This window comes from Rhodococcus tukisamuensis NBRC 100609, from assembly GCF_001894985.1.
In the GTDB taxonomy this organism is placed as follows: Bacteria; Actinomycetota; Actinomycetes; order Mycobacteriales; family Mycobacteriaceae; genus Rhodococcus_G; species Rhodococcus_G tukisamuensis.
The window spans coordinates 88145-112217 of the sequence record NZ_BCXG01000006.1; the positions used below are offsets into that span (position 1 = coordinate 88145).

The 24073-nt window shown below is 66.4% G+C and carries 27 protein-coding genes and 2 pseudogenes; 12 read left to right on the top strand and 17 right to left on the bottom strand.

Translation table 11 applies throughout. From position 1 onward, the window contains the following. Nucleotide 1 precedes the first annotated feature (1 nt). From RT2_RS08890 to RT2_RS08900, 3 genes are all read right to left on the bottom strand, one after another. Nucleotides 2–370, bottom strand: a complete 369-nt coding sequence (locus RT2_RS08890) for a nuclear transport factor 2 family protein (RefSeq protein WP_083577221.1) — start codon at nucleotides 368–370, stop codon at nucleotides 2–4. Continuing rightward, the gene (locus RT2_RS08895; RefSeq protein ID WP_072844436.1) at nucleotides 367–939 is read right to left on the bottom strand and encodes a VOC family protein; all 573 of its coding nucleotides are present in this window, start codon (nucleotides 937–939) and stop codon (nucleotides 367–369) included. Before RT2_RS08895 ends, RT2_RS08890 begins: the two co-directional genes overlap by 4 nt. Nucleotides 940–1183: 244 nt before the next feature. Further along, nucleotides 1184–1552, bottom strand: coding sequence for a nuclear transport factor 2 family protein (locus RT2_RS08900; RefSeq protein ID WP_072844437.1), 369 nt, complete (start codon nucleotides 1550–1552; stop codon nucleotides 1184–1186). A 388-nt stretch (nucleotides 1553–1940) separates the two neighbouring features. On the opposite strand from RT2_RS08900, the gene RT2_RS08905 reads away from it, so the two are divergent. The 5 genes from RT2_RS08905 (at nucleotide 1941) to RT2_RS08925 (ending at nucleotide 7718) form a co-directional block, all read left to right on the top strand. Continuing rightward, nucleotides 1941–2705 carry an SDR family NAD(P)-dependent oxidoreductase gene (locus tag RT2_RS08905; RefSeq protein ID WP_072844439.1) on the top strand — a complete coding sequence of 255 codons (765 nt, stop codon included), beginning with the start codon at nucleotides 1941–1943 and terminating at the stop codon, nucleotides 2703–2705. Nucleotides 2706–2732: 27 nt separating this feature from the next. After that, nucleotides 2733–3584 (top strand): TetR-type transcription factor C-terminal domain-containing protein, encoded by an 852-nt coding sequence (locus RT2_RS08910; RefSeq protein ID WP_072844606.1) that lies wholly within the window; start codon nucleotides 2733–2735, stop codon nucleotides 3582–3584. 312 nt (nucleotides 3585–3896) lie between these two features. Continuing rightward, nucleotides 3897–5555 carry a long-chain-fatty-acid--CoA ligase gene (locus tag RT2_RS08915; protein WP_072844441.1) on the top strand — a complete coding sequence of 553 codons (1659 nt, stop codon included), beginning with the start codon at nucleotides 3897–3899 and terminating at the stop codon, nucleotides 5553–5555. Nucleotides 5556–5744: 189 nt separating this feature from the next. Continuing rightward, nucleotides 5745–6602, top strand: a complete 858-nt coding sequence (locus RT2_RS08920) for an aspartate/glutamate racemase family protein (RefSeq protein WP_139191103.1) — start codon at nucleotides 5745–5747, stop codon at nucleotides 6600–6602. Between the two features lie 15 nt (nucleotides 6603–6617). Continuing rightward, entirely contained in the window at nucleotides 6618–7718 is a 1101-nt protein-coding gene (locus tag RT2_RS08925) for a nuclear transport factor 2 family protein (protein WP_072844445.1), read from the top strand. Nucleotides 7719–7792: 74 nt separating this feature from the next. Here RT2_RS08925 and RT2_RS08930 read toward each other — a convergent pair. Next, nucleotides 7793–8629 (bottom strand): annotated as a pseudogene (locus RT2_RS08930) (acyl-CoA dehydrogenase family protein); the annotation flags it as partial. Beyond that, nucleotides 8614–8834 (bottom strand): annotated as a pseudogene (locus RT2_RS26330) (nitronate monooxygenase); the annotation flags it as partial. The pseudogenes RT2_RS08930 and RT2_RS26330, both read right to left, overlap by 16 nt. Nucleotides 8835–9223: 389 nt before the next feature. On the opposite strand from RT2_RS26330, the gene trxB reads away from it, so the two are divergent. The 3 genes from trxB to RT2_RS08950 all read left to right on the top strand — a co-directional run bounded on the left by trxB (nucleotide 9224) and on the right by RT2_RS08950 (nucleotide 11205). Beyond that, on the top strand, nucleotides 9224–10219 hold the full coding sequence (gene trxB, locus RT2_RS08940) for a thioredoxin-disulfide reductase (RefSeq protein WP_072844446.1): 996 nt from the start codon (nucleotides 9224–9226) through the stop codon (nucleotides 10217–10219). 50 nt (nucleotides 10220–10269) lie between these two features. Further along, nucleotides 10270–10593: a thioredoxin gene (gene trxA / locus RT2_RS08945; protein ID WP_072844447.1), complete on the top strand. Its 324-nt coding sequence runs from the start codon at nucleotides 10270–10272 to the stop codon at nucleotides 10591–10593. A 186-nt stretch (nucleotides 10594–10779) separates the two neighbouring features. Then, nucleotides 10780–11205: a TetR-type transcription factor C-terminal domain-containing protein gene (locus RT2_RS08950; protein ID WP_245709086.1), complete on the top strand. Its 426-nt coding sequence runs from the start codon at nucleotides 10780–10782 to the stop codon at nucleotides 11203–11205. A 71-nt stretch (nucleotides 11206–11276) separates the two neighbouring features. On the opposite strand, the gene RT2_RS08955 is transcribed toward RT2_RS08950, so the two are convergent. From RT2_RS08955 to RT2_RS08985, 7 genes are all read right to left on the bottom strand, one after another. Further along, nucleotides 11277–11573 carry a putative quinol monooxygenase gene (locus tag RT2_RS08955; RefSeq protein WP_072844448.1) on the bottom strand — a complete coding sequence of 99 codons (297 nt, stop codon included), beginning with the start codon at nucleotides 11571–11573 and terminating at the stop codon, nucleotides 11277–11279. A gap of 36 nt (nucleotides 11574–11609) precedes the next feature. After that, nucleotides 11610–12767, bottom strand: coding sequence for an acyl-CoA dehydrogenase family protein (locus tag RT2_RS08960; protein WP_072844449.1), 1158 nt, complete (start codon nucleotides 12765–12767; stop codon nucleotides 11610–11612). A 21-nt stretch (nucleotides 12768–12788) separates the two neighbouring features. Further along, on the bottom strand, nucleotides 12789–13772 hold the full coding sequence (locus RT2_RS08965) for an NAD(P)H-dependent flavin oxidoreductase (RefSeq protein ID WP_072844450.1): 984 nt from the start codon (nucleotides 13770–13772) through the stop codon (nucleotides 12789–12791). A 25-nt stretch (nucleotides 13773–13797) separates the two neighbouring features. Then, complete coding sequence (locus RT2_RS08970; RefSeq protein ID WP_072844607.1) at nucleotides 13798–14418, bottom strand: TetR/AcrR family transcriptional regulator; 621 nt, start codon at nucleotides 14416–14418, stop codon at nucleotides 13798–13800. 25 nt (nucleotides 14419–14443) lie between these two features. Further along, nucleotides 14444–15205 carry a 3-hydroxyacyl-CoA dehydrogenase gene (locus RT2_RS08975; protein WP_072844451.1) on the bottom strand — a complete coding sequence of 254 codons (762 nt, stop codon included), beginning with the start codon at nucleotides 15203–15205 and terminating at the stop codon, nucleotides 14444–14446. Between the two features lie 29 nt (nucleotides 15206–15234). After that, entirely contained in the window at nucleotides 15235–16428 is a 1194-nt protein-coding gene (locus tag RT2_RS08980; protein WP_072844452.1) for a thiolase family protein, read from the bottom strand. A 94-nt stretch (nucleotides 16429–16522) separates the two neighbouring features. After that, a complete protein-coding gene (locus RT2_RS08985) occupies nucleotides 16523–17326 on the bottom strand; it encodes a crotonase/enoyl-CoA hydratase family protein (RefSeq protein ID WP_072844453.1) in 804 nt (267 codons plus the stop codon). Nucleotides 17327–17454: 128 nt separating this feature from the next. Here RT2_RS08985 and RT2_RS08990 point away from each other — a divergent pair, with 128 nt between their 5' ends. Beyond that, on the top strand, nucleotides 17455–17649 hold the full coding sequence (locus tag RT2_RS08990; RefSeq protein WP_072844454.1) for a hypothetical protein: 195 nt from the start codon (nucleotides 17455–17457) through the stop codon (nucleotides 17647–17649). Between the two features lie 20 nt (nucleotides 17650–17669). Then, nucleotides 17670–18452: an enoyl-CoA hydratase gene (locus tag RT2_RS08995; protein ID WP_072844455.1), complete on the top strand. Its 783-nt coding sequence runs from the start codon at nucleotides 17670–17672 to the stop codon at nucleotides 18450–18452. Nucleotides 18453–18512: 60 nt separating this feature from the next. Here RT2_RS08995 and RT2_RS09000 read toward each other — a convergent pair whose 3' ends face one another. From RT2_RS09000 to RT2_RS09010, 3 genes are all read right to left on the bottom strand, one after another. Further along, the gene (locus tag RT2_RS09000; RefSeq protein ID WP_072844456.1) at nucleotides 18513–19142 is read right to left on the bottom strand and encodes a TetR/AcrR family transcriptional regulator; all 630 of its coding nucleotides are present in this window, start codon (nucleotides 19140–19142) and stop codon (nucleotides 18513–18515) included. An 83-nt stretch (nucleotides 19143–19225) separates the two neighbouring features. Then, complete coding sequence (locus RT2_RS09005) at nucleotides 19226–19576, bottom strand: metallopeptidase family protein (RefSeq protein ID WP_072844457.1); 351 nt, start codon at nucleotides 19574–19576, stop codon at nucleotides 19226–19228. 1 nt (nucleotide 19577) lies between these two features. Next, the gene (locus RT2_RS09010; RefSeq protein ID WP_072844608.1) at nucleotides 19578–20591 is read right to left on the bottom strand and encodes a septum formation family protein; all 1014 of its coding nucleotides are present in this window, start codon (nucleotides 20589–20591) and stop codon (nucleotides 19578–19580) included. Nucleotides 20592–20831: 240 nt separating this feature from the next. On the opposite strand from RT2_RS09010, the gene serS reads away from it, so the two are divergent. Both serS and RT2_RS09020 read left to right on the top strand, forming a co-directional pair. Next, the gene (gene serS, locus RT2_RS09015; protein ID WP_072844458.1) at nucleotides 20832–22091 is read left to right on the top strand and encodes a serine--tRNA ligase; all 1260 of its coding nucleotides are present in this window, start codon (nucleotides 20832–20834) and stop codon (nucleotides 22089–22091) included. A gap of 75 nt (nucleotides 22092–22166) precedes the next feature. Beyond that, nucleotides 22167–22562, top strand: a complete 396-nt coding sequence (locus tag RT2_RS09020) for an ankyrin repeat domain-containing protein (protein ID WP_072844459.1) — start codon at nucleotides 22167–22169, stop codon at nucleotides 22560–22562. A 73-nt stretch (nucleotides 22563–22635) separates the two neighbouring features. On the opposite strand, the gene RT2_RS09025 is transcribed toward RT2_RS09020, so the two are convergent. Continuing rightward, nucleotides 22636–22860, bottom strand: a complete 225-nt coding sequence (locus tag RT2_RS09025) for a hypothetical protein (RefSeq protein ID WP_072844460.1) — start codon at nucleotides 22858–22860, stop codon at nucleotides 22636–22638. A gap of 3 nt (nucleotides 22861–22863) precedes the next feature. Beyond that, a complete protein-coding gene (locus tag RT2_RS09030; protein WP_072844461.1) occupies nucleotides 22864–24015 on the bottom strand; it encodes a 3-ketosteroid-9-alpha-monooxygenase, oxygenase component in 1152 nt (383 codons plus the stop codon). Nucleotides 24016–24073 lie beyond the last annotated feature (58 nt).

The window sequence follows — 24073 nt, forward strand, 5'->3', positions numbered from 1 at the left end:
TTCAGGCAAAGACCTTGCGAAGTTCGCCGGCGTCCAGGTATTCCTCGATGCGGCGGACCTTGCCGCCGTCGACGAACACCCGGAAGATGGTGGGGACGTTGACGGTCTTGTCCCCGATGGTCGCCCGGATGACGTGCTGACGCACAAAGCCGTCCTCGAGGGCGGCACAGCGGGCTTCGTCGTAGCCGAAGTCGTCGTAGCGGGTGGGGATGCCCGAGAGGATGCGGAGGTTGTCCTCACGGGACTGCTCGGCGTTGTCCCAGTTGTGCCAGATCTTCACGTCCGCGTGATAGATCTCGTCGAGGACGGCGACATCGCCTCGACTGAGGGCGGTGAACATCTTGTCTGCGAGCGCGAGCATCTCGCTCACTTCGCAGCAGCCCCAACCGGAGCGCCGAGGCCGCCGTCCGCGGTCCGGGGCGCGTGCGCGACGTCGTCCTCGCGTAGCTCGCGGGTCCACGCCGCGAACTCGAGCAGAATGCCGTCCGGGTCGAAGAAGTAGATCGACTTCACGAACGTGGAGTCGCTGTCCTCGAGGCTGATCCCGCGCTCGGACTTGTCGTGGTTGAGCATCGGTCCGGTCTGCACACCCTTGGCCTCGAGCTTGGCCTTGTACTCGTCGAACTTGTCGAGCGGGATCTTGAACGAGACATGGTTCATCGAGCCGTGTGCCGACGCGATCTCCCTGCCGATACCGGGGATGGCCGCGGGCGCCGCGATGCCGGGGGCGTGCGGGGCAGCGTCGGCGAACCAGAAGAACGCGATGAACTGGCCGCCGCCCATGTCGAAGAAGAAGTGCTGGCCGCCACCGGGCAGGGAGAGCGTCATGGACAGCTTCATGCCCAGGACGTTGGTGTAGAAGTCGACGGTGCGCTCCATGTCCTGGCACACCAGCGCCAGGTGGCACACGCCACCTAGTTCGAATTCCGTGTTTGTCATGTCACATTCTCCTCGCTGTGTGTCGGCCAGCTCGCCGGGTTCTCGGCTCGACGGTAGGTCCGAGCGTTCGGCTAGTCAAGATCTATCGATCGCTAAGTTGCGAACGGTGGGTAATCGTCGTGGTGGCCGGAGCCCGGTGTCACCAGGCGGAACCGGATCAATGGGAGGCCGACTGCAGGCCGGGTGGGTCGAAACGCTCTGGCGGATGCGCCATGCCCCACCGGGGGCGTTGGTGCGGGTCGGGTCAGCTGAACACGGCGCTGAGCTGGCCGCGGTCGAAGTACTCCTCGATGCGGTGGATTTTGCCGCTCTCGACGTACACGCGCAGGACCGCGGGGACGTTTACGGTCTTCTTCCTGACCGTGGCCTTGATGACGTGCTGACGGAGGAAGCCGTCCTCGAGGGCGGTGTGGCGGATGTCCTCGTAGCCGAAGGCGTCATAGCGGCCGGAGATTCCCGCGAGGGTCGCGAGGTTGTCCTCGCGGGACTGGTCGAGGTTGTCGAAGTTGTGCCAGACGGTCACGTCGTCGCGGTAGAAGCCGGCCACCGCGTCGATGTCGCCGTTCGAGACGGCGTTGAAGAACTGGTCCGCGAACTCGAGGATGTCGCTCATTGGAGTACTCCTGACTAGGCGCCGTTGGCGGCGCTGAGCTTGCTTACGGGGGCATGAGAGATGTTGGCGTTACGCAACTTGCGGGTCCGGGCTACGTACTCGAGCAGGATGTCGCCTGAGTCGAGGAAGCGGATCGACGGCGCGCAGGTGGTCCCACTCCTGGTTTCTGCGGCTGCCGGCTCGCACTCGCCTTGTGCTGTGACGCGCATCGCTCGGATGTCTCACGAAGACCGTATTGCCGTCTGTTTGGTTCGTCAAGACCTATCGATCGCTAAGTTTCGAACGAAAGGTGAGCGTGCTATTGACGGCGAACCGTCCGCCATGCCAACCTTCTATATCAGAGATAACTTCTGCATAGCAGAATTAACGAACTGGAAGGGGTGTCGGAGTGACTGGTCGTAACCGCTTTGAGGCCAAATCTGTAATCGTCACGGGCGCCGGCTCCGGCATCGGCCGCGAGACGGCGCTGGCCTTCGCCAGAGAGGGCGCCCTGGTAACGGTGGCCGACATCAACAAGGTGGGTGCAGAGGAGACTGTGTCGGCAATCGAGGCAGAGGGCTGCACCGCGCGGGTGTCGGTCGTCGATGTCGCCAACGCCGCTTCGGTCGAGTCGATGGTCGAGGAGGCGGTCGACGCGTATGGCCGCATCGATGTTCTCCACAACAATGCCTACTGGGCGCCGCTGAACCGCAGCGTCGTCGACACCACCGAGGAGGAGTGGGACCAGGCTCTGGCGGTCACTCTCAAGAGTGTGTGGCTGGGTTGCAAGTATGCGATCCCGCATATGGTGAAGGGCGGCGGCGGCGCCATCGTGAATACCGCCTCCACCGCGTCGTTCGTCGCGGGCCCCTCGTTCGCCGCCTACATCGCGGCGAAGGGCGGTGTGCTCGCCCTGACTCGGTCGGTCGCCTACGACTTCGGCAAGCAAGGCATCCGGTGCAATGGCGTGGCACCCGGGCTTGTCGAGACACCGGCCACCGAGGATGTCTTCAGCGACCCGGCCCGGGTTGCACCCATCCGCTCGCATCTGCTCCTGGGGCGCCATGGTCAACCGGGGGAGATCGCCCAAGCAGTGCTTTTCGTCGCGAGCGACGACGCGGCATACATGACCGGGCAGACCATCGTTGTGGATGGTGGCCGTCTGGCCGGGTGATCGCATCGGCGGGATACCGTGGTGCTCATGGAGCGGGCGGGAAGAATCGGTGGGGAGGGGCTCGGCGCCAGGATTCGGTCGGCGCGTATCGAGCGTGAGATCGGGCTCCGACAGCTGGCTCAACTGGTCGGCATGAGCCCGTCATCGCTGAGCGAGTTCGAGAATGGCAAGAGCCTGCCGGGCCAGGAGCGCTTGCAGGCTCTCTCGGCCGCGCTCGGGGTGCCGCTGGATCTGCGTCCGCCCGAGCCCGCCGGCCCACGGTTCGACAACTGGCGAGACTTCGAGCCGCTGGACCTCCCTCCGGTCTTTCGAACGGCGCTCGATGTCTTTGTGGAGGTCGGCTACCACGCTGCCACCGTCAGGATGATCGCCGACCGGTGCGGCTTGTCGATGGCCGGCGTCTACTACCACGTGGAGAGCAAGGACGTTCTGCTCACTGAATTGCTGCAAGGCGCGATGGCGGAGCTGACAAGTCGATGCGTCGCTGCAGACGCCGAAGCGGATTCACCCGCTGAACGGCTGGCGAACCTGGTCGAGTGCGTGATCCTTTTCCACACGTACCGTCAGGCCTCGGCGGTGCTCGCGTCCACTGAGTTACGGTCGCTCGACGAGTCCGGCCGATCGCTGCACCTCCAGGCACGGACGGAGGTCCGGGACATTGTGCAGGCAGCAGTGGAGGCCTGTCGTGATGCGGGGCGGGTCGGAACCGTGCCGGCGTCGTCGACCGCCACTGCGATCGTCACGATGTGCGTTGCCGTGGCCGATTGGTACAAGCCTGGCGTAAGCCCGCCGCCGCACGAGATCGCACGGGAGTACACGGACCTTGCGCTGGCCATGGCCAGCGCCGGCTCGTCGGGTACTTCGGGTTCGCGGGACTGACGACGCAACGCCAGGCGATTCGTCGGCTCCACGCTGCAGTGCTCCGCGCGGTGTCGGGATGGTTGAGAGTTTCTGAGCGGCTTCAGTTTTCGGCCTTCACGTCTTGACTTGCGTTGTCGTCCTGTGCAACTCTGAATAAGAGAAATGATCTGCCATGCAGAATAATGTGATGTCTGGGTGGTCAGTCCCACGGAGCGTCAAAGCCCAGGGTGCAAGTGCAGGTGCGTGAATCCCGCGTCGTGGGCAGGGCCCTCGGCGACATCGGTGGGCGCGAGCAGCACCAGTAGGACGACCGGATCTGAGGAGCGCGCAATGACCGCGATTGTCAAGGGTCACCCGTCGACGAACGACGACTCGTACCAGCTCAACACGACCACGCTGATCCGTCATTCGGCCCGCAACTACCCTGAGCGCGAGATCGTCTATCGCACCGCCGACGGGGGATGGGGCCGCTACACCTACGGCGACGCGTACGCACGCATCAAGCGGATTGCCAACGCTCTGACCGACCTGGGCGTGAAACCCGGTGACGTGGTGGGGATCCTGGACTGGAACAGTAAGCGGCACTTCGAACTCTACTGGGCCATCCCGGGCACAGGAGCGGTGATGCTGCAGATGAACCTGCGCCTGGCGCCCGAGGACGTGGGGTATGTCGCCACCCACGGTGGCGCGTCTGTCGTCCTGGTGGACGAGAGCCTGCTGAGCGTCGCAGAATCGGTGGCGCCGTTTGCGCCGGAGGTCACCTGGGTGGTGATGTCCGACAAGCCCCTCTCGGAGATCGCCACCACGTTGCCGAACGTCCGTCATCTCGAGGACCTGGTGGCGAAGGCGTCCCCGGAGATCGACTGGCCGATGATCGACGAGAGCTCCGCCTACAGCGCCTGCTACACGACCGGCACCACCGGCCGGCCGAAGGGCGTGTACTACTCGCATCGAGCGATCTACCTGCACACCCTGACACAGGCCTCGTCCTACGGGATGAGCGCCGCCGACGCGGTCATGCTGATCACGCCGATGTTCCACAGCCAGTCCTGGGGTCTTCCGCAGTCCGCCGTCTACGTCGCGGCCAAGATCGTTCTGCCCGGCCGCTATTCGGCAGTGGACACCGACATGTTGGCGGACGTGATGATCGCCGAGAACGTGACGGTCGCGAACGGCGCCCCGGCGATCTTCCAGCCGATGCTCGACTACATCGAGACGCTCGACGTCAAACCGGACTTCAGTCGCACCCGACTGCTGTCCGGCGCCACCGAGCCCGCGCTCTCGCTCATGCGTGGGTTCCACGACTTGACCGGTGCTGATTTCATCCATGCGTACGGGGCTACCGAGACTGCGCCGATGGCTTTCGTGAACTACGGCCGCAAGGTGACCTTGCAGGGCAAGGTGACGGAAGACGAATGGTGGAGTATCAAGCGCTATCAGGGTCTTCCCGCGGGCGGTGTCGATGTGCGGATCGTAGATCCGGAGGGCAACGACTTGCCGCACGACGGCAACAGCAAGGGCGAGGTCCTGCTGCGGGGACCGTGGATCACCGCGCGGTACCACAAGCTTGATGACGACGCCGACAGGTTCCTTGACGGTTACTGGCGAAGCGGCGATATCGGGACCATCGATCAGAACGGCTACCTCAAGCTCGCGGACCGGCTCAAGGATGTCATCAAGAGTGGCGGCGAATGGATTTCGTCGATCGATATGGAAAACGCGATCATTGCCCATCCTCGGGTGACTGAGGCGGCGGTGATCGGTGTCGAGCATCCGAAATGGCAGGAACGTCCGGTCGTCATCATGGTGACCAACGACGGTGAGGACGTTGCGCTCGCCGAGATCCACGAGTTGCTTCACGGCGCGTTCGCCAAATGGCAACTCCCTGACACGATTCTGTACGTCGACGCGCTTCCGCGTACGAGTGTCGGAAAGCTTCACAAGAAGGTCATGCGCGTTCAGCACGGGGACCTCTACCGAGGCGCGTAGTTCCTTCCCCAGGCCCGAGCAGTGCGATTGTCGCACTGCTCGGGATTTGCTGTATCTGTGTGTTGTACAAGTCTTTCCGGCCTTTCGAGATGGGGATATTTCTTCTTCGTCGTAGAAACACTTTCTGATAGCCTCCTCACAGGAGTCGCTGGAAGTGGCTCAAATCACCTCGAAGTCAAGGAGACTCAGTTGACCAAGCGGATCGCATGTCTCGAAATGAATACCGGCCAGCAGAAGAGCCCGGTTCCCGATCGCCTGATCGCGCCCGGGTACTCCGTCGAGTCGGTGTACACGGAGATCCGAGTGACCCCGATCGATGCGGTCGACCTGCTGCTCTCCGATGTCGTCTACGCGGAGGCTGCAATGCGGGCCGCTCGCGACGGGTGCGCCGGAGTTCTGATCGGCGGGGTTCCGGACTACGGTCTGGCAGCCGCGCGCGCCGCCTCCGATGTCCCGGTGGTCGGTAGCGGTGAGGCAAGCCTGCTGGCAGCAGCGGCTCTCGGCGAGAAGTTCAGCATCGTCACGATCTGGCCGGAGACGATGGACTTCGTCTACGAGCGTCTCCTGCGCGATAATCCTGTTGGACGGCAGTGTATCTCGGTACGCTACGTCTCAACCCACGCTGAGCAGAGCACTCTGGCTGATGAGGACAACTTCCTCACCCAGATGAAGGCCGGACGCGAGGACATTGTCGAGCGCATCCTTGCCGAGATCGAACTCGCAGTGCAGGACGGCGCCAAGTCGGTCATCCTTGGGTGCAACTGCATGAGCCCGGTCGCCGAGATCCTCGCTGCCCGCTCGAGCGTCCCCATCGTGGACCCGACGACGGCCGGCTACCGCCAGCTCGAGACGCTGATCGAGCTCGGCTTGCGCCCGGCGCGGGATCCGCGGGTGCCGCGATCGGAGCGTCAGGAGCTCTTCGCCGAGATGGTTCAGGCGGCGGACGGCGCGCTCGGCGCCGATCAGGAAGACTGCCCGGTGTGTGTCCTCAATGACGACGGCACTGCTTCGTGCGATCTGCCGGCAAACGTGCCCGCCGAAGCGTAGGAGGGGCAGAGATACATGAGTGCTGCGTACACACTCGAATCAGTAGCTGCCCGAGCCGAAATCGAAGACGTCATCCACCGCTACTGCCATGCGACGGATCGTCGGCGTTGGTGGTTGATGGACTCGGTTTTCCACGAGGACGCAACCTGCCGATTGTCATCGATCGGCGGAAGCTGGCGCGAATTCGTCGCACAAGGCTCCGCACTTCTCGAGCCGGTCGAGGCGACGCACCACCAGGTCGGCAACATCATGATTGCTTTCGAGGGGAGCGTCGCACACGTCGAGACGTATGTGACGGCATTCCATGCCATTCCGCATGATGCGCCTGTCGGTGGTGGTTTCGGTGGCACGGGTGAGGCGTACGAAGTCATGCTCGGCGCTCGCTATATCGACCGATTCGAACTCCGCGACGGTCGCTGGCGGATTGCGGACCGGCGCCTGCTCACGGAGTGGCGCAATCACCGTCCATCGCGAGAAGGCGGCCTTGCCGCTGTCTCTGGGCAGGCGAGGGGACAGCGAGAGGACGGCATCTCGGGATCGGTCGTCGAGGCTTGGCGCACAAACGATCCCGGTCGAGTAGACGCCAGTCGGCTTGTCGACCGTGCGGAGATCGCCGATGTTGTCAACCGCTTCTGCCACGCAGTGGATCGGAACCGATGGGAACTGATGGCGAGCGTATTCCATGAGGACGGGAAAACTGTCTTCATCGGAAACGAGCTGCCTTGGCAGAAGATGGTGGAGAACGCGCGGGTGTCGATGGGCTCCCTCGAGCGGACCCATCATCAGACGGGCAACATGCTGTTTTCCTTCGACGGTGACGTCGCCGAAGTGGAAACCTACGTCACCGCCTATCACCGAGTTCCGCCGACCGCTCCCTCAACTACGTTCTGGGACGGACGAAGTGAGGATTACGAGGGCGTTGCAGGTGGTCGATACATCGATCGATTCGAGCGCCGTGACGGTCGCTGGCGCATGGTCGAGCACCGAACCTTTGTCGAGTGGCGTCATGACCACGGCGTCGCGGAAGGCTCGTTGGCTCAAACCCCGTCGAACATGCGAGGCCAGCGTGGAGATGCCGACGCATCACTTCCGGTGATAGCCGCGCTGCTGCACTGATTGTCGTATTGCTTTGACGTGCAACGAATGAGCGCCGGTGAATCACCGGCGCTCATTCGTTTTCAGGGCCTTCGTCAGTTCTTCGCGATGTCGCGACCGATGATCTCGGTGGTTCCGCCGTCGATCGTCTGGACTCGGCTGTCGACGTGGGCGCGTGCTATCGGGTACATCCATGATGTAGCCGTAGCCGCCGGCCGTGCAGTTGTAAGCAGCGATCGACGACGCGCTTCTGGAGCTCGCTGGCCCACCATTTTGCCTGTGCTGCTTCGACAACAGGCAAATTACCATCATTGACGGCCAGGACGGCGTTGTCGACGTAGGCCTGTGTCACGTTGATCTCGGTCAGCATCTCGGCGAGTGCGAAGCGTGTGTTCTGGAAGTCGCCGATGGGCTTGCCGAAGGCATAGGCCTTGGTCCACTCGTGAGCGGCCGTGCGGAGCACATTGCGCTGACAGCGATCGAAAGCCGTTCACGGGGACGCCGTTCCATCAGATGGATGGGGTCACCGCCCTCGGTGCCCGAGGAGGTTGGCTGCCGGAACTCGAACGTTGTCGAACGACAACTCCGCCGCGTCCTGGCCGGCGAGACCCACTTTGTGGAGTTTTCGGCGGCGGGTGAATTCAGCCATCCCGCGTTGTCGACAAGAAGACTGAGCTGCGTGATCCTGCGTTGGGATCGGTTCGGGCGGCGACGATCGCGATGTCGGCATGGATGCCGCTGGTGATGGATGTCTTCTGACCGTTCAAGATCCAGTCGTCACCGTCGCGGACGGCGGAAGTCTTGATTGCCTGCAGGTCGCTACCGGTTCTCGGTTCGGTCATCGTAACCACGCCGATGATTTCGCCGGAAGCCCTTCCCGGTAGCCACCGCTGCTTCTGCTCGTCGGTACCGAGGTCGGCGATGTACGGGACGGGATGACGATGTCGGTGAGATCGCGGCACCGGGCGATCTCGTTGGTCAGGTCGGCAGGTGTAGGTTGCGTCAACGCGGTGACGAACCCGAGTGCGTCGGCATTTACACGGCGGCAACGAGTTCCGCTCGTCCCACTCACTGCATCCCGCCTTGCACGATGGGGTGGCGAACGCTGAACGTCTCCGTGGGTGCCGTTGAGATCATGAGAGTCCTGGGCTTTCTGTCAGAGGTCCGAGTCGGGTCAGGGGTAGGAAATTCGTCGGATCGAAGGAGCGTGAGAACAGTGGTACTCGGCCTCGGGAGAGCGTTCGGCATCTCGTTGCCCCGCTGGGCGGCCACGTTGGCGTCCCTCTCGTCGTGGAGCATTTACTTAGCGCTCGCTATGGAGGTATTGTGGGTCGCTACAGACAGCCGAAGATTCCGGGAAGCCGGGCACCATTCATCCGAGAGTGTTAGCTGTTCGGAAGGTCGAATGATCTTGCTGGGCAACTCGTTCGGATGAGTCAAATCTGATGCGACGAGCTCGCGACTGCGTCGCTGTCGTGCGGACCGCCCGAGTTTCCCCATGTCGCCCCCCCCTGAAAGAGGCCCGCATGACCACTCCGTCCACGGTCCATGACGTCATCATTGTCGGTTCCGGCCCCGCCGGATACACCGCTGGTGTCTACACCGCGCGCGCTGAGCTCGCGCCCCTTCTGTTCGAGGGAACCCAATTCGGTGGCGCCCTCATGACCACCACCGAGGTCGAGAACTTCCCCGGATTCCGCGAAGGGATCATGGGCCCTGACCTCATGGACCAGATGCGCGAGCAGGCCCTGCGCTTCGCGACCGACATCCGCACTGAAGACGTCGACGCGATCGACCTGAGCGCACCGATCAAAACCGTCACCGCGAACGGCGAAACCTACGCCGCGCACGCAATCATCCTCGCCATGGGCGCAGCCGCCCGCTACCTCGGTATCGACGGCGAAGAACGCCTCCTCGGCCGAGGCGTCAGCGCCTGCGCCACCTGCGACGGCTTCTTCTTCCGCGACCAGGACATCGTCGTGGTCGGCGGCGGCGACTCCGCAATGGAAGAAGCCACCTTCCTCACCCGCTTCGCCCGCTCCGTCACCCTCGAGCACCGCCGCGAAGAGTTCCGCGCCTCACGCATCATGCTCGAACGCGCCAAGGCCAACGAGAAGATCCGATTCCTGACCAACACCGAACCCGTAGAGGTGCTCGGCGAGAACAGTGTCACCGGCCTCGAGGTCCGCGACACCGTCACCGGTGAAACCTCCACCCTCGACATCACGGGCATGTTCGTCGCCATCGGTCACGATCCGCGCAGTGAGCTCGTCAAGGGCCAGGTCGAGCTCGACGAAGCCGGCTACGTCCGCGTCGCCCCGGGTTCCACCGCGACCTCCGTCGACGGCGTGTTCGCTGCCGGTGACCTGGTCGATCACACGTACCGTCAGGCCATCACCGCTGCCGGCACCGGATGCTCCGCGGCGATCGATGCCGAACGCTGGCTTGCCGATCGTGGGGACATCACCACCAACACGCTCGACGCTGCCGGTCCCAGTGTCGATGTCGTCGGCGCTCCCTGACCTCTGATCGCTTTACCTTTACGCTCGTTCCCAACCCTCGAGGAGTAACCGTGTCGAATACCGTCACGATCACCGACGATTCCTTCAAGCAGGACGTCCTGGCAAGTGACAAGCCTGTTCTGGTCGATTTCTGGGCTACGTGGTGCGGCCCGTGCAAGATGGTTGCCCCGGTTCTCGAGGAGATTGCCGGTGAGAACAGTGAGAAGTTGACCATCGCGAAGCTCGACATCGATGCCAACCCGGCCTCCGGCCGCGGCTTCCAGGTCAAGTCGATCCCGACGCTGATCCTGTTCAAGGGTGGCAAGCCGGTCAAGACGATAGTCGGTGCGAAGGGCAAGGCTGCGCTGCTCAAGGAACTCGCGGACGTTCTCTGACCTAACCGGTACGCACTACGGAATCGCAATCAACGGATGATCGCCGGTGTTCACCGGCGATCATTCGTGCTCAGGTCATTCGATTCCCAGCGCACGCGACCATAGGTAGGTGAAGGTGTCGATCGCCTCGTCTCCTGCGGGACCTTCTACCGATACTTCGAGTCGAAAGAAGATGTGTTCCAGGAGTTGAGCACTCGGCTGTTCGAAGATGTGCACCACCGTGAACCTCTCGACCCCGACCTGTCGCCGGCCGCGAAGCTGATTGCGACGAACCGGTTGTACTACCAGGCATACCGGCGCAACGCGAAGCTGATGGCCATCGTCGAGCAGGTCGCGACGTTCAACAGCGAATATCGCGAACTCCGCCACGAACATCGCCGAAAGCTGCTCGATCGGACGGCCCGAGCCATCGCCCGCTGGCAGCAGCAGGGCCACGTCCGAGCGTCACTCGATCCGGTTATGGCTGCTCGCGCCATGGCCGCGATGGTCGACCACAGCCTGTATCTGTGGCTTGTCCAGGGCGACGAGGCGGACGAAGAGAGCCTGCTCGACACTTTGGATCAGATGTGTATCGGTGCCCTCGGTCTCGACGACGAAGGTCTCCCGTCGTGATGCGGGTATCTGGATAGATCCACTTCACGGCAGGAGACCTCGGTTCGTTCGAGAACCGGTTGCGTGTGTCGTCAGATGTGAGGGTCGACGGTTCCCGTCGTGAGCGACGGTGCACCTGCGAGGAGCGGACCGAGATCGGTGATGGCTCCCTCGCCGGCGCGGAACTTGCGATACGCGGCGTCGTGCTCGGCCGACTGCCAGGTCTCGACGAAGCGCCAGACGTGGGGGCTCTTGGTGTCGACAACCGACTTCACGCTCAGGCAGCCGGGGAACGCCCGAGTCTCCTCGAGCACCCGTGTCATCACCTCACGCGCGGAGTCCAGGGACTCCGGCTTGAAGGTCAATTCCAGGACTGCGATCAATTCCATCTGTACTCCTCGGTGGTTGGATGTTGTCGGCGTTCGTCAGCGGAACTCGGCGGCGATGTCGCGACCGATGATCTCCTTCATGATCTCGGTGGTGCCGCCGTAGATGGTCTGGATCCGGGAGTCGACGTAGGCGCGGCCGATCGGGTACTCCATCATGTAGCCGTAGCCGCCGTGCAACTGCACGCAGCGATCGATGACCTGCTTCTGAAGTTCGGTCGCCCACCACTTGCTCATGGACGAATCCACCGCGGTTAGCTCACCGGCGTTCAACGCGAGAACGGCACGGTCGATGTGCGATTCGGTGACCTCGATCTCCGTGCGCATCTCGGCGAGAGCGAACCGGGTGTTCTGCAGATCGCCGATCGGCTTTCCGAACGCCTTTCGCTCGAAAACGTAGTTCTTGGTCCACTCGTACGCGGCGCGAGCCGAGGTGATTGCACTGACGGCGATGGAGAGCCGCTCGAGCGGCAGATTCTCCATCAGATGAATGAATCCCCTGCCCTCCGTGCCGAGCAGGTTCTCGGCCGGCACACGGACATCCTCGAAGACCAGTTCGGCGGTGTCCTGGGCGGCGAGTCCGACCTTGTGCAGCTTGCGGCCGCGACTGAAGCCGGGGGTGTCACGCTCGACCACGATCAACGAGAAGCCCTTGCTTCCGGCATTCGGGTCGGTGCGGCACACCACGATTACGACGTCGGCATGGATTCCGTTGGTGATGAACGTCTTCTGGCCGTTGATCACCCACTCGTCACCGTCGCGCACCGCGGTGGTCCGAATACCTTGGAGGTCGGAGCCGGCACCGGGCTCGGTCATTGCGATCGCCCCGATCGTCTGACCGCTGGCCATGCCGGGGAGCCAGCGGGTCTTCTGCTCCTCGGTGCCGAGGTTCGCGATGTACGGGACGACAATGTCGTCCTGAGTGTTGATCCCCGCACCGAAAGAGGTGGTGCCTGTCCGCGCGACCTCCTCGAAGACGATCTGGCGGAAACGGAAGTCGGTGACGCCGGCCCCGCCGAATTCCTCCGAGATACCGAGTCCGAGGATGCCGAACTTGCCGGCAGCCTGCCACGCCGAACGGCTGACCAGTCGCTCTTGCTCCCACCGCTCGTAGTTGGGTTCGATCTCGCGAGCCAGGAACTCGCGAACCGTCTCGCGGTACGCCTCGTGGTCGGCTTCGAACTGGGTGCGCTTCATGGGGGTACTCCTAGGTGTGGGTCAGGCGTCGACGGTGACGAGCAGCTTGGCGAGGCGTTCCGAGATCAGAGCCTCTGCGTCGGCGACGATGCGTTCAACGAGTGCGCCGGCGGTGGGGATGTCGTGGATGATGCCCTGGACGGTGCCGACCGTCCAGATGCCGGCCTCCGGGTCGCCGTTCTCGTAGACCAGTCGGCCGCGGGCTCCGGCGACCAGTTCGCGCACATCCTCGAACTGTCCACCGCGGTAGAGGATTTCGACGACCTCGCGGCTGACGGTGTTGCTCGCGACCCGTGCGGTGTTGCGCAGCGGGCGGAAGATCAGCTCGGTGTCCGTCTCCTTCGCGGCGACGATCGCTTCCTTGATGGTGCGGTGGATCGGGGATTCCTCGGTGCACATGAAACGGGTGCCCATGTTGATGCCGTCGGCCCCGAGCGCGAGTGCGGCGACGAGGCCGCGGCCGTCACCGAAGCCGCCGGACGCGACCATCGGGATGGTGATCTGCTCGGCCGCGGCGGCGATCAGCACCAGGCCCGGGACATCGTCCTCGCCGGGGTGTCCCGCGCATTCGAAGCCGTCGATGCTGATGCCGTCGACGCCGGCATCCTGGGCCTTGACGGCGTGCCGGACGCTGGTGCACTTGTGCAGCACCTTGACCCCGGCGGCGTGGAAGTCGGGCAGGTGCGGCGCGGGATTGGAGCCGGCGGTCTCGACGATCTTGACGCCGGACTCGATGATCACCTGCCGGTACTCGTCGTACGGCGGCGGGTTGATCGCGGGCAGGATCGTCAGGTTCACGCCGAAAGGCTGGTCGGTGAGCTCGCGGGTGCGGGCGATTTCCTCGGCGAGATCGTCCGGGGTGGGCTGGGTGAGCGCGGTGATCATGCCGAGTGCACCGGCATTGGCCACGGCCGCAACGAGTTCGGCGCGACCGACCCACTGCATGCCGCCCTGGACGATGGGGTGGCGGACGCCGAATGTTTCGGTGAATGCGGTGGTCAGCATGTAAGTCTCCTCGCGGTACGGGTTGTCAGGGAGCTGTGGGATGTCCGACGACGCGCAGGGCGATGGCGGTGTAGCGGGCGGCAACAGCGTCGGGGGTCAACGGGCCGTCGATCTGGAACCAGCGGGCGATCGACTGACCCATGCCGAGGAGCGCACGCACTGTCTCTGGGATGTCGTCGACGACGAAGACCTTCCGGTCGACGCCGTCCGTCACCAGGTCGAGGGCCATGAGTTCGAGCCTCTTGCGGGTCGCCGCGTAGTTGCGGCGGTTCTCCGGCGCGACATGCCGCAGCTCGGAGTCGAGCGCGGACTGTCGGGAGCGGTGCGTCATGTTCAGCACCACCGCATCGAAGAAGTAGGCGAAGCGCAGGACGGGATCGTCACCGCCGTCGGCGACCGCGGCGACGCAGCGGTCGATCAGGTCGCGGACCGCGGTGTCGAGCAACGCCACGAGAACCGCTTCCTTGTTCTCGTGGTGGTAGTACAGGGCGGGCACCGTTACCCCGACCCGGCGGGCCAGGTCGCGGACCGTGGTGCCGTGGAAGCCGTTCTCGTGGAAGGCATCCAGGGCGTGATCGAGGATGGGGCCGAGCTGCATCGGCTCGAATTCCCGCCAGTTGGTGATGGTTTCGGGCGGTGCGGACATCGACCCCTCCTCGATCACGTGCGGGTCAGCGCGGGGCCATGCGGATGGCGCCGTCGAGACGGATGGTCTCGCCGTTGAGCATCGGGTTCGAGACGATGTGCGCGGCCAGGGCGCCGTACTCCGACGGATCGCCGAGACGGGACGGGTGCGGCACCTGCTGGCCGAGCGAAGCCTGTGCGGCTTCGGGCAGCGAGCCGAGCAGCGGGGTCTTGAACAGGCCGGGTGCGATGGTGACGACGCGGATCAGCAGCGACGCGAGGTCGCGGGCGATCGGCAGGGTCATGCCGACGACGCCGCCCTTCGAGGCGGAGTACGCGGCCTGGCCGATTTGGCCGTCGAACGCGGCGACGGAGGCGGTGTTGATGATGACGCCGCGCTCGCCGTCGATGGGCTCGGTCTTCGAGATGCGCTCGGCGGCAAGGCGAAGCACGTTGAAGGTGCCGACGAGGTTGACGTTGATGATCTTGGTGAAGGAGTCGAGCGGGAAGGCGCCCTGCTTGCCGACGGTCTTGACGGCGTTGCCGATGCCGGCGCAGTTCACCAGAACTCGCAGGGTGCCGAGGGACTCGGCCAGGTCGAGGGCGGCGGTGACGGCGGCCTCGTCGGTGACGTCCGCCGCGGCGAAGCGCACCCGGTCACCGAGTTCCTTGGCGACGACCTCGCCGTTGGAGCTGGGGAGGTCGACGATGACCACCTGGGCGCCGTCGGCGAGGAGGGCCTTGGCGGTGGCCAGGCCGAGGCCGGAGGCGCCGCCGGTGACGAGGGCGACGCTGTCGTTGACGATCATGTGGTGTTCCTTTCGGGAAGTGTTGTGTCTCAGAGTCGTTCGATGATGGTGGCGTTGGCCATGCCGGCGCCCTCACACATGGTCTGCAGGCCGTAGCGCCCGCCGGTGGCCTCGAGGTGGTTGAGCAGGGTGGTCATCAATCGGGTGCCCGAGGACCCGAGTGCATGACCGAGGGAGATGGCGCCACCGAGGGGGTTGAGCTTGGCGGGGTCGGCGCCGAACTCGTGGGCCCAGGCCAACGGCACCGGCGCGAAGGCCTCGTTGACCTCGTAGGCGTCGATGTCGTCGATGCTCAGGCCCGCCTTGGCCAGGACCTTGTGGGTGGCGGGGATGGGGGCGGTGAGCATGAGCATCGGGTCGTCGCCGACCACGGAGAACGAGTGGAACCGGGCGCGCGGGGTGAGCCCCAGCTTGTTCGCCATCTCCTCGCTCATGATCAGCACGGCGGAGGCGCCGTCGGTGAAGGGGGAGGAGTTGCCCGGGGTGATCTGCCACGGGGCGTCGGGGAACCGGGCCGCGAACTCGTCGGTGCGGAACGACGGACGCAGGCCGGCCAGGCCCTCGGCGGTGGTGCTGGTGCGGACCGTCTCGTCGACGGTGTGCGTGACGGTCTCACCGGCGGCGTTCGTGACGCTGATCGGCACGATCTCCTTGTCGAACGCGCCCGCGGCGATCGCTGCGGCGGCACGCTGGTGCGACTGTGCGGAGAACGCGTCGAGGGCCTCGCGGTCGAGCTTCCACTTCGCGGAGATCAGTTCGGCGGAGATGCCCTGGTGGATCAGGCCCTCCGGGTAGCGGGCGGCAATGCCGGCGCCGGCTGTGTCCTGGCCCATGGAGGACGTGCCCATGGGGATACGGCTCATCGACTCGACGCCGCAGGCGATCACGATGTCGTAGGCGCCGGCGATGACGCCCTGGGCGCCGAAGTGTGCGGCCTGCTGGCTCGACCCGCACTGGCGGTCGATGGTGGTCGCGGGCACGGACTCCGGGAAGCCCGCGGCGAGCAGCGCGGTGCGGGAGATGTTGAGGGCCTGCTCGCCGACCTGCTGGACGCAGCCGCCGATGACATCGTCGACCTGGGCGGGGTCGAGGCCGTTGCGGTCGACGAGGGTGCGCAGCACGTGGGACAGCATCTCGACGGGATGGGTCCCGGACAGGGCGCCGCCGGGCTTGCCTCGTCCGGATGCGAGGCGGACGGCGTCGACGATGACAGCGTTGGTCATGAGAGGAACCTTTCGGGGGAGGGAGGAAGGTGGTGCGGCCCGGCGCTCCGGAGGCAGGGGCTCAGCGGAGCACCGGGCCGAGATCGGGGGGTGGTCAGCGGCCCTGCCAGACCGGCGGGCGCTTCTCGGCGAAGGCCTTCGGGCCTTCCTGCGCGTCGGCGCTGGTGAAGACGAGCTTCACGGCCTCGGCGTTCCGGTCCCACACGTCCTGTTCCCAGTCCGAGTCGGAAGCCGTCCGGTGGATCATCGACTTAGACTCGCGCACGGCCAGCGGCGCGTTCGCGGCGATGCTCTCGGCGAGTTCGAGGGCGACCTCGAGGGCGGTGCCGGCGGGCGCGACACGGTTGACCAGACCCAGTCTCAGGCCGTCAGCGGCGGTGATGGGCGCGCCGGTGAGCGCGAGTTCGAGGGCGACCTTGCGGGGGACCTGCTGCTGGAGGCGGATGACGCCGCCGGCCGCGGCGAACAACCCGCGCGTGACCTCCGGCAGCCCCAGTTGTGCCTGTTCGTCGACGACCGCCAGGTCCGACGCGAGCACCAGTTCGGTGCCGCCGCCGAGGGCGAACCCGTTGACCGCCGCAATCGTCGGCTTGCTTACCCAGTGCTGGACGAAGCCCGCGAAACCCCATTCGGGGTGGCCGTCGGCGTCGAGAGAGGCGCCACTGCCGAGCGCCTTCAGGTCCGCGCCGGCGCAGAAGGCCCGCCCGGCGCCGGTGAGGACGATGGCCCGAACCTCGTCGTCGGAGTCGGCCTGGTCGAGCAGGGTCCCGACAGCTGTCGAGAGCGCCGCATTGACGGCGTTCAGTGCGCGCGGGCGGTTGAGGGTGATGATCGCGACACTGCCTCGGCGCTCGTACAGCGCCGCGGGCTCGGGCGCGGTGGTCGACTCGTCGGCCATGGGTTGCTCCTCGGGGGATCTTCTGCGAAATTGATTTACTGAACGCTCGCTAAGACAACTATCACGCTACCCGGGAGGTGGTCAACGGATGACGTTGGCTCGCGACCGCTCAGTGGGGTCTGGTACAGATGAAACGGCCGCGGCACGCTTCCGTGCCGACGCTGCTCGAGAACATCGCGGTCCTCGGCGCCGGGTGCGGCGAGTACGTCCGGGAGGGCTTCGGCCACCCGGCCCGGCCGTGGGCCGAACGGGCCAACGCCGCACTGTGCGGCCTCGAACCTCGCAGCGCCACAGGCAAAGTGGCGCTCACTTTCCGATCCTGACTCCCCGAGAAGGACAGTTCATGAGCACCGACACAAATGACGTCCTCGTCGGCCTGGCCGACGGCGTCCTGCGCATCACCGTCAACCGGCCCGCCCGGATGAACTCCGTCACCACCGAGACCCTCGATGCCGCAGCCGACGCCCTGGACAAGCACGCCGGTGATCGCGCGGTCCGTGCCGTAGTGCTCACCGGCGCAGGCCGGGCGTTCTGCACCGGCGCCGACCTGTCCACCGTCGGCGACTTGTCCGGACCGCCCGACCCGTCCACCGTCGACGCAGCCAACCGGCTCGTCGCCGCTCTGCGCGCGTTCCCGCGCCCCGTCGTCGCGGCCGTCAACGGCCCGGCCGCCGGGGTGGGGGTCTCGCTCGCCCTCGGCGCTGACCTGACCGTCGCCGCCGAGTCCAGCTACCTGCTGCTCGCGTTCACCAAGATCGGCCTGATGCCCGACGGCGGTGCGACCGCGCTGGTCGCGGCGTCCATCGGCCGGGCCCGCGCGATGCGGATGGCGCTGCTCGCCGAGCGTCTGCCCGCCGCGGACGCGCTCGACGCGGGTCTGATCGCGCGGGTGTTCCCGGACGCGACGTTCGCCGACGACGTGGAGGCGCTCGTCCGGGGGCTCGTCGACGGACCGTCGGACGCGTTCGCGGCCACCAAGACCGCGATCAACGACGCGACCCTCGGGCAGCTCGACCCGGCGTTCGCCCGGGAACGGGCCGGCCAGCTCGAGCTGCTCGCCGCCGCCGACTTCGCCGAGGGCGTCGATGCCTTCCTGGGCAAACGGCCGGCGGTCTTCGGTCGCTGACGGCCCTCCGAGTCCTTCCGGTCCGCAGGGGCCGAAAGGACTCGCGGGCGGCGGAGCCGCCTAGTGCGCCCCAACGGTTTTCAGCGCGATCGCGGCGTACTTCTTCGCGACCTCTTCGGGAGAGAGGGTGCCCTCCGCGTGGTACCAGCGAGGGATGGACTGGCACATGCCGAGCAGTGCGCGTGTGGTCTCCGCGGGATCGTCGACATCGAAGGCCCCACTGGCCGTGCCGTCCTGGACGATCCGGAGGACCACCTCCTCGATGCCCTTGCGCACTGCGCGGTACCGCTGCCGGTTCTCCGCACTCAGGTACCGCACCTCGCCCTCGAGTGACGCGAGGCGGGCCCGGTTCGTCATCCGCAACACGATCGCCTCGATGACGTTCGCGAGCCGTTGGACCGGATCGTCACCACCGGCCGCATCGGCGTCGTGCGCCCGCGCCAGCACATCGGCCGTCGACAACTCGAGCAGCGCGATCAGCAAACCTTCCTTGCTGTCGTGGTGGTAGTACAGGGCCGGAACCGTCACCCCGACCCGGCGGGCCACCTCCCGCACCGTCGTCCCGTGGTAGCCGAGCTCGTAGAAGGCGTCGAGCGACGCCGAGAGGATCGGGGTCAGCTCGACGTCCTTCATCTGGCGCCAGTCGTCGGCGGCATCGTGCTGAGCCGGCTCGCCGGCGGGTTCACCCATTGTCCTACCAAACGTCTCGATCGCGAGGTTGTCGCGGTAAGGGTACCGGCCACCGGATCCCCACCCCGTTGCGGCGATCCGGTTCAGCCCCAGCCAAGCTGGTGCAGCCGCTCCTCCTCTATGCCGAAGTAGTGCGCGATCTCGTGGATGACGGTGATCGCGACCTCCTCGACCACCTGCTCCTCGTTCTCGCACACCTCGAGCAGGGCCTCGCGGTAGATGGTGATGGTGTCGGGCAGCGAGCCGCCATAGTGGCTGTCCCGCTCGGTGAGGGCGATGCCCTGGTAGAGCCCGAGCAGTCCGGGATCCTCGGGGTCGCGGTCCTCGACCAGGACCACGACGTTGTCGATGGCCCGGGCGAGCTTGGGCGGGATCAGGTCCAGCGCCTCGGAGACCAGTTCCTCGAAGGCGGCCTCGGTCATACGTACCGGCATGTCAGCCGGCCGGTGCGGGGCCGGCGCCGGGCAGCGGGGTGGGCAGGGAGCGGCCTTCCGGGAGGGGCGGCGGCGCGACGGGCGGCGCGCCGTTGATCAGGATGTCGCCCTTCGTGGAGTTCACGATCGACGCGAAGCCGCCGGTGTCGACCTCCTTGCCGACGGAGCAGTTCACCTTGCGACTGCCGGCCAGCCAGCTGGTCAGGTCGAGGTTGTCCCAGAACAGGGTGAGGGTCTTGTTCCGCAGCCCGTCGGCGCCGAGGTACTCGTTCGACGCCTGGGTGCAGGTCTCCTCCAGGTACTTGTCCTGGTCCTCGACGGACGGGAACCCGTCCGGGAACTTCGCGCCCAGGTCGACCACCGAGATCGCCTCGAAGGCGTGCGCCTCGGCGCAGTCGACGGGGTCGGTGGGCACATTCTGGTTGATGCCGATGCAGGTGCCCGCGGGCCACGCCTTGGACTGGTCCTGGCCGGACACCGTCCCGGTGATCGGCTGCAGCGTGCCGGTGGTGCCGGAGTTCTGCAGACCGCAGCGCACCGTGCGCTCGCCCGCCGCCCAGCCGGCCTCGCCGGGGTTGATCAGGCCGACGCTGTACTTGCCGTGCGGGTCGTACCGGGCGCCGAGGTACTCGTTGACCGCGGGCGCGCAGTGCTCGTCGCGCAGCTGGGAGAAACGCAGCACGCCCGGGAACCGGGAGCCGGGCCCGAACTCGGTGCCGGGGAAGACGCTCAGGTCCACCTCGGCGGCCACCTCGAACAGGTGCTTGGCAGAGCAGTCCACCTTCGACAGGTCGCTGGCGTCGTCCTTGGTCCAGGTCAGGCAGTCGCCGACGCCGGCGGTGCCGAACGCCGTGCCCGCCACCGCGCCGGTGGACATCGGCCCGCCGGTGCTGGGGTGGCTGATCAGCTCGGTCTCGCTCTTGAAACCGCCGGAGAACACCACGGTGACCAGGGCGGCGAGGACCGCGCCCAGTGCGACGGCGGCGAGCACGCGCCGGGTCGTCCTGGCCGACATGTACCGCTGCTGCGGGTTGTCCGCCGACGCGTCGGCGGGCACGTCCGCCGGCGCTGCGGCCTCGGCGCGGTCCGGGGGGCCGTCCGTCGGGTCGGCGCTCGGGGTCTCGGGTGTGGATTCGTCGGACATCACCTCCATCATGCCCGTTGGCATGGGCGGCGGCCGAACCTTGGCGCCTGCGCGGCGGCCGTCCCCGCGGGTCCCGATCGCCGCCGGCGCCGACCAAGTAGGGTCTGCTGCGTGATTGACCTCAAGTTCCTGCGCGAGAATCCCGACGTCGTCCGTGAGTCCCAGCGCACCCGCGGGGAGGACCCGGCCCTGGTCGACGCGCTGTTGGCCGCCGACGAGGCGCGCCGCGCAGCAGTCCTCGCCGGGGACAACCTGCGGGCCGAGCAGAAGGCGCTCGGCAAGAAGGTCGGCCAGGCCGCCCCGGAGGACCGTCCCGCCCTGCTCGAGGGGGCCAAGGAACTGGCGCAGAAGGTCAAGGACGCCGAGGCCGCGCAGCACGAGGCGGACGCCGCCCTCGACGCGGCGCAGCGGGCGATCTCCAACGTCGTGCAGGAGGGCGCACCCGCCGGCGGCGAGGACGACTTCATCACCCTCGAGACCGTCGGTGAGCTGCCGACCTTCGACTTCGAGGCGAAGGACCACCTGGAGCTGGGCGAGTCGCTGGGCCTGATCGACATGGAGCGTGGCGCCAAGGTCTCCGGCGCCCGGTTCTACTTCCTCACCGGGTTCGGCGCGATGCTGCAGCTCGGCATGCTGCAGCTGGCGGCGCAGAAGGCGATGGCCAACGGGTTCACGATGATGATCCCGCCGGTGCTGGTGCGCCCCGAGATCATGAAGGGCACTGGCTTCCTGGGCCAGCACGCCGAGGAGGTGTACCACCTCGAGGCGGACGACCTGTACCTCGTCGGCACCTCCGAGGTGCCGCTCGCCGGCTACCACTCGGGCGAGATCCTGGACCTGGCGTCGGGGCCGAAGCGGTACGCCGGCTGGTCCTCCTGCTTCCGCCGCGAGGCGGGCAGCTACGGCAAGGACACCCGCGGCATCATCCGCGTGCACCAGTTCGACAAGGTCGAGATGTTCACCTACTGCCGGCCGGAGGACGCGGACGCCGAGCACCAGCGGCTGCTGGCCTGGGAGCGCGAGATGCTCGCCGCCATCGAGGTGCCGTACCGGGTGATCGACGTCGCCGGCGGCGACCTCGGTTCCTCCGCGGCGCGCAAGTTCGACTGCGAGGCATGGGTGCCTACCCAGCAGGCCTACCGCGAGCTGTCGTCCACCTCGAACTGCACCACCTTCCAGGCCCGGCGCCTCTCGGTGCGTTACCGCGACGAGAACGGCAAGCCGCAGACCGCCGCGACCCTCAACGGCACGCTGGCCACCACCCGGTGGCTGGTCGCTATCCTGGAAAACCACCAGCAGGCCGACGGCAGCGTGCGGGTGCCCGCGGCGCTGCAGCCGTTCGTCGGCACCGACGTCCTGCGCGCCCCGTAGCCGTCGCCGGTAGTCCACGGCGACTGGGCCCGTCGAAGGGGTGGTGCGGCGCGGGGCAGGGTAGCTTCGGCCGACATGACGGACGAACCGATCGACCCCCAGTTGCAGGAGATCGCGCAGCGAGTCTTCGACGCGGCCCGGGCGGGTGACGCCGCCGCCCTCGCCGCCTACCTCGACGCGGGCGTCCCGGTGAACCTCACCAACGGCACCGGCGACACGCTGGTGATGCTCGCCGCGTACCACGGCCACGTCGAGGCGGTGCAGGCGCTGATCGAGCGGGGCGCGGACGTCGACCGGCTCAACGGCCGCGGTCAGTCACCGGTCGCGGGCGCGATCTTCAAGGGCGAGGAGGCGGTGGTGCGGGCACTCGCCGCGGCCGGTGCCGACCCGAACGCCGGGCACCCCACGGCGGTCGACAGCGCGAGGATGTTCGGCCGCGAGGACTACCTCGCGTTGTTCGGCGGGGTATAGCTCGCCGAACGGGTGGTTGCCGGACCAACCGTCGAGAGGTCGAACCGGTAACCGCCCGTTCGGGTGCTTCCGCTCAGTCGAGGTCGCCGAAACGGCCCTCCACGGCGGCCTCCCGGATCGAGGACCGCATCGCCTCGCAGCCGCCGGTCAGCGTGGCGATGCCGCTCCGGTCTGCCAACGGTGCCAGCACCGGGCAGGCCGCGACGGCCTCCTCGGTCCACTGCACCTCGGTGTGTTCCCAACTGAACTTCTGCACGAGCACGGTGACCCCGCACTCGCGGCACTGCACGGGCCGCACGGCTCAGCCCTGGGCGGCCGCGCGGCGGGCGAGGTTCTCCTCGACCTCCCGCTTCCACGACTCGACCGGCCGGGTGGTGTCGAGTTCGAACTCGAACCGATCGGTCATGTCCGGGGTGATGTCGGCGACGTCGACGTAGAACTGCTCGTACCAGCGGCGCAGCTGGTAGACCGGACCGTCCTGTTCGCACAGCAGCGGGTTGTCGATCCGGGTCTTGTTGCGCCAGATCTCCACGTCCTGCTCGAAGCCCTTGTTGATGAACGTGCTCATGCCCTCGGCCAGCTTCTCCGCGGCCTCGGGGGAGAGGTGCTCGGAGTACTTCACAATCACGCCGTAGGTGAGCACGAAGGTGTTCGCATCGATCGGGTAGTGGCAGTTGAGCAGGATGGCCTCGGAGTCGAAACCCTCGTAGTGGTAGGTCAATTCGTCGATCATGAAGGCCGGGCCGTAGTAGGCGGCGGCGGAGGAGTTGCCAAGCACCCGCGGCTCGCCGGGTTTGGCGGGCGGCCGGATGTCGTCGCGGGCGACGCCGTTCATGTACTGGGCGGCGACGTGGCCCTCGAAGATGTTGCGGAAGAACGTCGGGAACGAGCCGTGCACGTAGAAGAAGTGCGCCATGTCGACGTTGTTGTCGATGAGCTCGCGCACGTTCGTGTGCACGATCGTCTGCTTGAAGCCCTTCCAGTCCGTCCAGTCGTCTGCCAGGGCGCCAGGGATGCGGGGCGGACGCACCTCCTCGGGCGGAGGGTTGCCCTCGGGGTCGTTGTAGACGAACAGCAGACCGTCCTGGTCGAGTACCGGCCAGGACCGGGTGCGGGCCAGCGGCGGAACCCGGCGGGCGTAGGGGATCGCGGTGCACTTGCCGTTGCCACCCCAGCGCCAGTCGTGGAACGGGCAGGCGATGGAGTCGCCCTTGACGGTGCCCTGGCTCAGGTCACCGCCCATGTGCCGGCAGTAGGCGTCGAGAACCTTGATCTCGCCGGCGCTGTCGGCGAACGCGACGAGCTTGGTGCCGAAGGCGTTGATGGCATGTGGCTCCCCGTCGGTGAAGTCCCGGGACAGGCCGACGCAGTGCCAGCCGCGGGCGAACCGCTGCGGAGCCGCACCGCCCTCGATCTCCCGAACCTCGTCGACGTCGGTCGTCACGGTCGTCATGGTGTCGTCCTCTCCCGGTGGGGTCTCTGTCAGCCCAGTGGGTCAGAGACGGACGGAT

What these genes read in the sequence shown, in the direction of transcription:
- RT2_RS08910 (WP_072844606.1), top strand. Translation starts at nt 2,733, where the DNA reads ATGGAGCGGGCGGGAAGAATCGGTGGGGAGGGGCTCGGCGCCAGGATT.
- RT2_RS08980 (WP_072844452.1), bottom strand. Translation starts at nt 16,428, where the DNA reads ATGACCAACGCTGTCATCGTCGACGCCGTCCGCCTCGCATCCGGACGA.
- RT2_RS09030 (WP_072844461.1), bottom strand. Translation starts at nt 24,015, where the DNA reads ATGACGACCGTGACGACCGACGTCGACGAGGTTCGGGAGATCGAGGGC.
- RT2_RS09010 (WP_072844608.1), bottom strand. Translation starts at nt 20,591, where the DNA reads ATGTCGGCCAGGACGACCCGGCGCGTGCTCGCCGCCGTCGCACTGGGC.
- RT2_RS08900 (WP_072844437.1), bottom strand. Translation starts at nt 1,552, where the DNA reads ATGAGCGACATCCTCGAGTTCGCGGACCAGTTCTTCAACGCCGTCTCG.
- RT2_RS08965 (WP_072844450.1), bottom strand. Translation starts at nt 13,772, where the DNA reads ATGCTGACCACCGCATTCACCGAAACATTCGGCGTCCGCCACCCCATC.
- RT2_RS08915 (WP_072844441.1), top strand. Translation starts at nt 3,897, where the DNA reads ATGACCGCGATTGTCAAGGGTCACCCGTCGACGAACGACGACTCGTAC.
- RT2_RS08995 (WP_072844455.1), top strand. Translation starts at nt 17,670, where the DNA reads ATGAGCACCGACACAAATGACGTCCTCGTCGGCCTGGCCGACGGCGTC.
- RT2_RS08895 (WP_072844436.1), bottom strand. Translation starts at nt 939, where the DNA reads ATGACAAACACGGAATTCGAACTAGGTGGCGTGTGCCACCTGGCGCTG.
- RT2_RS09005 (WP_072844457.1), bottom strand. Translation starts at nt 19,576, where the DNA reads ATGCCGGTACGTATGACCGAGGCCGCCTTCGAGGAACTGGTCTCCGAG.
- RT2_RS08985 (WP_072844453.1), bottom strand. Translation starts at nt 17,326, where the DNA reads ATGGCCGACGAGTCGACCACCGCGCCCGAGCCCGCGGCGCTGTACGAG.
- RT2_RS08955 (WP_072844448.1), bottom strand. Translation starts at nt 11,573, where the DNA reads ATGGAATTGATCGCAGTCCTGGAATTGACCTTCAAGCCGGAGTCCCTG.
- RT2_RS09000 (WP_072844456.1), bottom strand. Translation starts at nt 19,142, where the DNA reads ATGGGTGAACCCGCCGGCGAGCCGGCTCAGCACGATGCCGCCGACGAC.
- RT2_RS08970 (WP_072844607.1), bottom strand. Translation starts at nt 14,418, where the DNA reads ATGTCCGCACCGCCCGAAACCATCACCAACTGGCGGGAATTCGAGCCG.
- RT2_RS08975 (WP_072844451.1), bottom strand. Translation starts at nt 15,205, where the DNA reads ATGATCGTCAACGACAGCGTCGCCCTCGTCACCGGCGGCGCCTCCGGC.
- trxB (WP_072844446.1), top strand. Translation starts at nt 9,224, where the DNA reads ATGACCACTCCGTCCACGGTCCATGACGTCATCATTGTCGGTTCCGGC.
- RT2_RS09020 (WP_072844459.1), top strand. Translation starts at nt 22,167, where the DNA reads ATGACGGACGAACCGATCGACCCCCAGTTGCAGGAGATCGCGCAGCGA.
- RT2_RS08925 (WP_072844445.1), top strand. Translation starts at nt 6,618, where the DNA reads ATGAGTGCTGCGTACACACTCGAATCAGTAGCTGCCCGAGCCGAAATC.
- RT2_RS08960 (WP_072844449.1), bottom strand. Translation starts at nt 12,767, where the DNA reads ATGAAGCGCACCCAGTTCGAAGCCGACCACGAGGCGTACCGCGAGACG.
- RT2_RS08990 (WP_072844454.1), top strand. Translation starts at nt 17,455, where the DNA reads ATGAAACGGCCGCGGCACGCTTCCGTGCCGACGCTGCTCGAGAACATC.